The organism is uncultured Thiodictyon sp. (assembly GCA_903837595.1).
Classification (GTDB): domain Bacteria; phylum Pseudomonadota; class Gammaproteobacteria; order Chromatiales; family Chromatiaceae; genus Thiodictyon.
Genome location: CAILVI010000517.1, coordinates 1 through 7,454, shown reverse-complemented (window position 1 = coordinate 7,454; position 7,454 = coordinate 1). Strand labels below are relative to the sequence as shown.

The 7,454-nt window shown below is 63.3% G+C and carries 9 protein-coding genes; 6 read left to right on the top strand and 3 right to left on the bottom strand.

Translation table 11 applies throughout. The features are described 5' to 3' along the window. Window positions 1–574: 574 nt before the first annotated feature. Window positions 575–1,192, bottom strand: coding sequence for a DUF4400 domain-containing protein (locus QZY44_RS31230; protein ID WP_295456827.1), 618 nt, complete (start codon window positions 1,190–1,192; stop codon window positions 575–577). 294 nt (window positions 1,193–1,486) lie between these two features. Here QZY44_RS31230 and QZY44_RS31225 point away from each other — a divergent pair, with 294 nt between their 5' ends. From QZY44_RS31225 to QZY44_RS31205, 5 genes are all read left to right on the top strand, one after another. Beyond that, window positions 1,487–2,374, top strand: a complete 888-nt coding sequence (locus QZY44_RS31225; protein WP_295456825.1) for a 5-bromo-4-chloroindolyl phosphate hydrolysis family protein — start codon at window positions 1,487–1,489, stop codon at window positions 2,372–2,374. Between the two features lie 370 nt (window positions 2,375–2,744). Then, a complete protein-coding gene (locus QZY44_RS31220) occupies window positions 2,745–3,710 on the top strand; it encodes a hypothetical protein (RefSeq protein ID WP_295456824.1) in 966 nt (321 codons plus the stop codon). 45 nt (window positions 3,711–3,755) lie between these two features. Beyond that, entirely contained in the window at window positions 3,756–4,280 is a 525-nt protein-coding gene (locus QZY44_RS31215; RefSeq protein WP_295456823.1) for a hypothetical protein, read from the top strand. Window positions 4,281–4,362: 82 nt separating this feature from the next. Then, entirely contained in the window at window positions 4,363–5,448 is a 1,086-nt protein-coding gene (gene dinB, locus QZY44_RS31210; RefSeq protein ID WP_295456821.1) for a DNA polymerase IV, read from the top strand. A gap of 69 nt (window positions 5,449–5,517) precedes the next feature. Continuing rightward, window positions 5,518–5,754 (top strand): hypothetical protein, encoded by a 237-nt coding sequence (locus QZY44_RS31205; RefSeq protein ID WP_295456820.1) that lies wholly within the window; start codon window positions 5,518–5,520, stop codon window positions 5,752–5,754. A 15-nt stretch (window positions 5,755–5,769) separates the two neighbouring features. Here the strand turns inward: QZY44_RS31205 and QZY44_RS31200 are convergent, their stop codons facing one another. Both QZY44_RS31200 and QZY44_RS31195 read right to left on the bottom strand, forming a co-directional pair. After that, window positions 5,770–5,976, bottom strand: coding sequence for a hypothetical protein (locus QZY44_RS31200; protein ID WP_295456818.1), 207 nt, complete (start codon window positions 5,974–5,976; stop codon window positions 5,770–5,772). A gap of 746 nt (window positions 5,977–6,722) precedes the next feature. Further along, a complete protein-coding gene (locus QZY44_RS31195) occupies window positions 6,723–6,893 on the bottom strand; it encodes a hypothetical protein (protein ID WP_295456816.1) in 171 nt (56 codons plus the stop codon). A 95-nt stretch (window positions 6,894–6,988) separates the two neighbouring features. Between QZY44_RS31195 and QZY44_RS31190 the strand changes: the two genes are divergently transcribed. After that, window positions 6,989–7,144, top strand: a complete 156-nt coding sequence (locus tag QZY44_RS31190) for an excisionase family DNA-binding protein (RefSeq protein WP_295456829.1) — start codon at window positions 6,989–6,991, stop codon at window positions 7,142–7,144. Window positions 7,145–7,454: the final 310 nt, after the last annotated feature.

Sequence of the window (7,454 nt, the reverse complement as noted above, 5' to 3'; positions counted from 1 at the left end):
TGCACCAGTCGGTGCGTCGCGTAGCGCTCGCCGGTGGCGCTGTTGCTCGTGTGGGTGCGACGGATGTACATCCCGGTACTCTACGACATCCGTCACCTATCTTATTCTGGCCCTCTCGAACAACTTGGCACTACATTGCGATTTCAGACAGGTGTGTACATACGAATCAGTTGGTTGGATGCGGTTCAGAGCTGTATATCAATGGGGTTATGTTATAGATGGGCTAAGTGGTCTGCCAACATAGCTGACAACGGGAAGCGAGCCAAAGGAAGAAATTCTTATGGGAACCAAAGTGATAGCTGCTTCCTCGGGGGTTTCACGCCAGATCCGTGACCTTGGCCGTAGCGGATGATGCCGGGGTATACATGCGTGGAGTCCGGTATGGGGTGATTTGCGGCATCTGACCGAGAAGCGGCGGACGGCGCCTCTGGGGCGTGAGCGGTCTTCCGCCTGAAGGCCGCTGAATTGATCCAGCGGTCCTGACAGTGCGCCGCCCAGGCGTCACTCCTGCCCCTCAGGGAGCCGGGCACCGAAGCACCTCGTCAACCGCCGCAGGAGCGGGTATGCCGCTGACTTACAAACGCTTCTGGCTGTTGGCAAGCACCAGCACGGCAACGACGGCCACCCCGACCGGCACGCCCGTCGCCGGTAACGGAATGGGCGCAACCAACAGCATCAGTGTCCCAAGCAGTATCCAAAGCAGCGCCCGCACCGACCAGAAATGGATCAGCGGACTGGCATAGGAAAAGCTGTGCTGTCGGATGCGTCGCCGTAACAAGGCATCGTACGCCGAGGCAGCGCACAGGATCAGACTGAACGGCCACCAGAAGAGCAGAACCGCCAGACGCTGACAGGCCTGCCCGAGTGACCACCACACCACCTGCACCCGGCCCGCGAGCCAGGGCCAGACGGGGCTGTCCGCCAGTTTCGCCAACCCCGCCCCCGCCATCCGGTGATCGGGGACCAGGACGTGGTAACTCCACGCCTGCAGTCCAGTACGCACGCAACAGGCCCGATACCAGCGCACCGCGCGGTCGAGGATGATGTCGGCCTGCGCGGGTCCCACTGTGTCCACCAGAGACGCCAGTTCCCGCGCGCTGACCTGGCGCGCCCAGTCGGTCGGGACCAGGGCGGCGAACAGGATGAACTCCATGACGAAGAGCAGCAGGCCCGCGGCGAGGGTCCAGGTCAAGGGACGGCCGCTAAAGTCCGACCAAATAGATGCGCAAGACAACGACCGTGACCCTTGGCAGCCTGGCCCCGGCGTAGACCGGGTCAACCCGCGGGGCTATCATGGTCCTTTGGGTGAGCGAAACCTTATCCCAGGTTTAACATCGCCCAAATTGGAGGGCCATATCCATGCCTGAGCGCTTGCGTACCGTGGTTGGCATCCTGCTGATTCTCACCGCCATCGGCGTCGCTTCCTGGCAGTCCCTGTTGGTCTCCTGCTCATCCCCCACCGGGGCCGGCTGACGGAGCCAACGCCATGCCGCGCCTGTTGCTGCTCGTTGCTGTCGCCCTGATCACCGCCACCTTGTTGATGCGGCTGGGGCGACGGTTATGGAACAACCTCTGGGAACACCGCGCCGAGACCACCCAGCCGTCACCTGTCGCGGGACTGCTGCTCTTCCTGGTGCCGCTCCCGATCCCGGTCGCCGCAACGCTATCATTGGCACAGGGACAACTGGTGCCGTTCCTCGGCAACGCCATCGGCTACGCCCTGTCCTTGGGTGGCGCACTGCTGGTGCGGCGCGGGCTCTTGCACACCGGTGGGCGCGCTGACGGACGTTGGCCGTTCAAGACATTAGGCTGCGCGCTCATCAGCCTCGCCACCGGCATGACCACCTGGCTCGGCGTCGGTCACAGCCCCGCCATTGCTTGCTCCTTTGCGCTGGTCGCCCTGCTCGGCTGCTATCTCACCTATGGCTTCGACCTGCTCACCAGCAGACCCTTGCGCGGCGGCGGCAGCGAACACGCGCGCACCACGCTGGTAGAGGCTGATCGTTCGATCGCCGCCATTGAGCAGGCCAGCCGCGACATCCGTCAGCCCGAGCTGGCCATGCGGCTGCAGCGCATCACCGAACTTGCAAGAGCAATCCTTAGCCGACTTGAGGAAGACCCGCGTGACCTGCACCGGGCACGCAAATTCCTCAACGTCTACCTCGACGGTGTCCAGAGCGTCGTCGAGGACTACGCGAAGACCCACACTCGAATCATCGCGCCGGAACTCAACGAACGCTTCCGCCGGGCACTGATCACGGTCGAGGACGCCTTCCGGGAGCAGCAGCAGACGCTGTTGGAAAGCGACGTGGAGCAACTTGACGTAAAGATCGAGGTGCTGACCCAACAGCTCAAACGCGAAGGCATCATTTGAAGAGGTAAGACCGGGTGGCTCTTCCTGCGTTTTACCCCAGCCGCTTTGCGGGTGGACTTCTTATCCCCCGAACCGCATACACTAAAGCACGGCCCCGGACATGACCCCAGCCACCGCCTTATCCGACCTGCTCACCGTCTCACCGGACGGCACGCCCCTACTGAACGCGGGCGTCCATCCCATGCCGGACCTGCCGAGGCCGTGCTGGCGGGCTGCAAGACCAGCCAGCAGCGGGACTTCTCGGCAATCATCGGCCAGCTGGAGCACGCGGACAACCCACTCAACGCCCTGCTGACCGAGTTGCGCACCATCGCGGCGAAAGGACCCGGGCAACCGCTTCCGCGAGCTGGACCTGTTCCAGCCCCAGGGATTGCGCAAGCTGTTCGAGGACCTGCACAACCATGTGATGGACCACCCGGTGTGGCGCCATCCCTTCTTCGTGCGGGTGTTCAAGGGCGACTTCGACCAGGCACGGCTCACCGCCTTCGCCCCGCACTACTTCAACCAGATCAAGAACACCCGCCAGTGCGTATCGCTGGCCCTGGGTCGCTTCTCCGGCCTGATGCCCCTGCCCTGCGGCTGCCTGAACGAGCGCATTTCCGAACTGGCCCAGATCGTCCTGGCCCAGCTCCTGGCGGACGAATACGGCGTCGGCACCCATTGCATCGCCGACTACCCGTCCCTGCACGACCTGCTGCTGTCCACCACCCACATCGGCATGTACCGCCAGCTGTTCGAGTGCCTGGCCGTGCCCTTCGAGGAACAGGACGTGCCCATGCTGCCCGGCGTGGCCGACAACGTGCTCACCCAGCGCCTGCTCTCAGGCCATCCGGCCTTCACGGTAGTGGAATCCCTGGCGTCCGTGGGCCTGGGTATGGAATGGGGCGTGCCCGAGTTCTTCAGCCTGCTGTTGGGCGGCATGATCCGCTGGGCGTGGAAGAACGATGTGCCGATAACCCGGCGGCACCTGTTCGTGTTCATCGCCCACGTCCAGTACGACGTGCTACATGCCATCTCCGTGATGCTGGTCACCAGCTTCTTCAACCACGACCGCGACGGCTTGCGCCAGATCAAGCAGGCCACCAACACCCTGATGTCGGCCCGCTACGGCATGATGAGCGAGCTCTACCGCCACATCTTCCACGACGATTGCCCGGACGTACGCGGAATAGCCCTGCCCGAGCGCTACCGCCTACACGACCGGCGCATCGCCCACGCCCTGCTCGAGGCCCGCCGGGGCATCGCGCCGGAGCGGGTGGTGAGCGGCGAGGCCTACCGGGAAAGCACCAACCTGCCCTTCGTGTTCGCGGACGGGGGTGCTGATAAGTTCCGATGAGAGGGGGATAATCCGGTACCTCGATAGCCGCGGACCACCGACGACATGCCCAAGAAACCCAAGTACCCGCGCGCCCGCCTCTCGCCCGCCAAGGACCAGATCCTGGTCATCGCCATCACCCACGAATCGGTGGTGACGCACGACATCCGTCCCCTGCTCGACGCGCTCTTGCCGCTGGCCGCTACCCGTGAGATCGCCATGCGCTGGGAAGGCAAGGTCACCTTCTACTTCGACGGATGGGATAACGACCCGCGCGAGACCGCGGAGATCCCGGCGATCCGCTCCTACTTCCTGGACGTGACGGCCGAGTTCCCCTACTGGTTTCACTTCGTCGAGAAGGTCGGGGATACCTTCTGGCACGTTCTGCGCCTGCTGTGCCGGGGCCACCGGGAGCAAACCCGGCCGGGGATGATCGGCTGGCAGTTCGACGATCACGAAGAACTATTCCGCCAGATCAATTTGCTGCTGGGCTACATGAACGGGCTTTACGACCGGCTCGACCTGCCCGAGGAGATGAACGAACGCATTTCACAGGAGATCGCGCAACTCATCGAGTGCTCGTTGCAGTGAGCAGGGCCGGTACTGGCCGTCCGACCGCCGGCGCAGACTGATTCCAGCCACCATTGCTGCCCTCTTGAGTGCGTTTCCATTGTTGAGCACCAGGACCATCAGCACCCTGCCCCCACGCTGGATCATGCACCTGGACATGGACGCCTTCTATGCCGCGGTGGAACAGCGCGACAATCCGGCCCTGCGCGGGCTGCCGGTGGTGGTCGGCGCCCAGCCCGGCGGACGCGGGGTGGTGGCCACCTGCTCTTACGAGGCGCGCCGCTTCGGCATCCACTCGGCCATGCCCATCAACGAGGCCCACCGCCGCTGTCCGCACGCGGTCTATCTGCGCCCACGCATGGCGCATTACCTGGAAGTCGCCCGCCAGATTCGCGCGATCATGGCCACCTGTACCCCGGTGGTGGAGCCGATCTCGATCGACGAGGCCTTTCTGGACGTGAGCGGGCTCGGGCACCTGGTCGGTCCCCCGGAGACCATCGGCGCGCAGATCAAGGCGGCCATCCGCACCGCGGTCGGCCTGACCGCCTCGGTCGGTATCGCCCCAAACCGACTGGTGGCCAAGATCGCCTCGGACTTCGGCAAGCCGGACGGGCTGGTCGTGGTGCCCGCGGAACGGGTGCTGGACTTCCTGGGCGGGCAGCCGGTCGGCGTCCTCCGGACCCTGCCGATCCTGAAGCGGTTGGGGCTGAGCACCGTCGCGGACCTGCGCGGGTTGTCGCTCACGCAGCTTCAGGCCCATTTGGGCCCGCGGGCCGCCACCAACCTTTACCAACAGGCACGTGGCATCGCCTCCGACCGGGTCGGCGAGCGGACCGCCCGGCAGTCACTCTCCAAGGAGACCACCTTCGGGGTGGACGTGACCGATTCCGGCGTGCTGCGCGACACCCTGCGGGAGCTGGCGGCCGAGGTAGCCGCCACGGCCCGCCAGGAGGGGATCGCGGGGCGCACAGTGACGCTGAAGATTCGCTTCTGCGGCTTCGAGACCCACACCCGCCAGCGGCGGCTTCCGCAGGTGCTGAGTCCAGCGAAGGCCCCGCCGTTGGCTGAAAACGCGATGCTTGGGGTCTCTCAGGCGCAATGGAACAGAACGCCCGGTGCGGTCCGTCCTCCGTCTCGTTTGCGTTCAGATCGGTCAGTTGCCCCAACCGGTTACCCGCCGGACGCTTGATGTTGGACCATCTGTTCCCGTCGCTTCCGGCTTTGCTGGTGCCTGCACCGTCACCAGGAGACAACAGTCATGTCACCAGGGGCCATCTTGACGTCCCACGGCTTTAACCGCTACGGCACGGTGGCTCGGCAGTTGCGCAACCCGATCGTATCGCGGGCGAACTTCCGGCTTATCACTGGTAAGGACGGCGTGCAGGGACTCAACGATCTGGTGCAGATCCGCAGGGTTGCTATGATAGCTCGCTACGTTTTGCATGGTTCTCATCCTCTTTCGATCACCGCAGAAGTCGGGAAAATCGTACGCTAAACAGACGCTCCCTGATCAAATACCACGATAGAGCTGCGACGCGTTATCGTTGAAGGCGCTGACGATCATCTCGGTGACCATCATGGCTTCGATACTGGCGCTGAATACGGCCTGGGGACGCACGCCCTTGACACACCGAGTACCGACGGGAGTTGCCATCGCCGAGGTGCGGGGCTTCAATGCGGCACGCGAGTCACGGTCATCGATTGGGTAGGTATGCATTGTCTGATCCTCCGAGCACTATGGTTTGTCATCAGGCCGCGTTTGATGCGACCTTGGGACACAGCGTAACGCAGGCCGGTTAGACAGGACCTGAGTGCGCCCGTCAGCAAATGGTCAGAATAGGGTCTTGTGGTTCAAGCAGCAGGCGAGGCGTAGCCGGTGCTCTACCGGATCACGCTCCGGGTTCGGCCTGCGGCGGCCTCAAAGCAAAGGTAGCCATAGGCAATCCAGCAACGCGGTCGCCACCACCGTCAGCACGGCAGCGAGCATAATCAGGTCTTGTATCCAGATCGAAGCGCGTGGGAGATTCATGAGAGGTACCTTTTGGACCCAACCGTCGCATTGCCAGGGGAGCGATCTCGAATCAACTGGATGCTCACAGAACAGACGAAAAAAGGACCCGGGCCGGCTGGGGGGCCGGTGTTCCCGGATATAACAGCTGAGTACTTTGAGCCGTGATAGTGACGTAGCTGACCGCGACCTTGGGCACAGCGTAAGGCAAGCCCAGTAGACACGACCTGAACGGCACTGTCAGCGAATGGTCAGATGGGGATGTCGCTGTCCAGGCGGGGCCTACCTGTAGCGGTCCACAAAACTCCGCGGCTCGACCCACGAACATTGCAGACGGACGCCAGGAACTGGCCGGAGTCGGGGCGCTGACGCAGGCAAAGTGGGGGGAACTGTGCCAGAGTCAGCGCCGCGACTTCGGGCGCAGTGGGGGAAACTGGGCGAGTCCAGCAGGACGATCAAATGCCGCGATAGAGCTGCGACGCGTTATCGTTGAAGGCGTTGACGATCATCTCAGCGACCGCCAGGTCTTGCGCGATGCTGCCGCGCGACGCTGGCTTGGACGGCCGCGCGGTCCGGGCCTCCGGGGCAGTACGTGGGTCGCGGGAGTGGATTGGGTATGTGTACATGGTTGATCTCCGGACGCCGTCTTGGCGTGATCAGGGCACGGTTGATCGCGACCTTGGGCACAGCGTAAGGCAGGGTGGTTAGACAAAGCTTGAGCGTGACCGTCAGCCAACGGTCAGGTGTGGATGTGCCGGTCGAGGCAGGACCACGACCGTTCCTGGTCCAATTGCTGGAGCGCGGCGAGATGCCGTTCCACAAGATCGGCACGCGCCGGCGCGTGCGCTACCAGGACGTGGCGAGGGGATGGCCTTGAGCAAAGCCGACATGGCAGGCCACTTGTTCCAGGGACAGGGGCTCAACAAACTGAGGTACTGCAAACCCCGAGTCCCCTCGTCCTCACCAGATCGGGGACGCGAAACAAGTTTACACGTAAGTAAACTTCATGCTTGAATACTCCAGCACCAGACTTAGAGACTGTCTAGAAACCAGCAAATGACTGATAGTCAATTGGCGTCTCGTATATAGGGCGTTTGATTGTTGCACATCTGCCGGAGAAGTAGGCGGCCTGACGCGATATAGACCTGCGTCTCGCTAGACGTTGGCTTCCGCTCGTAATCTTTGCT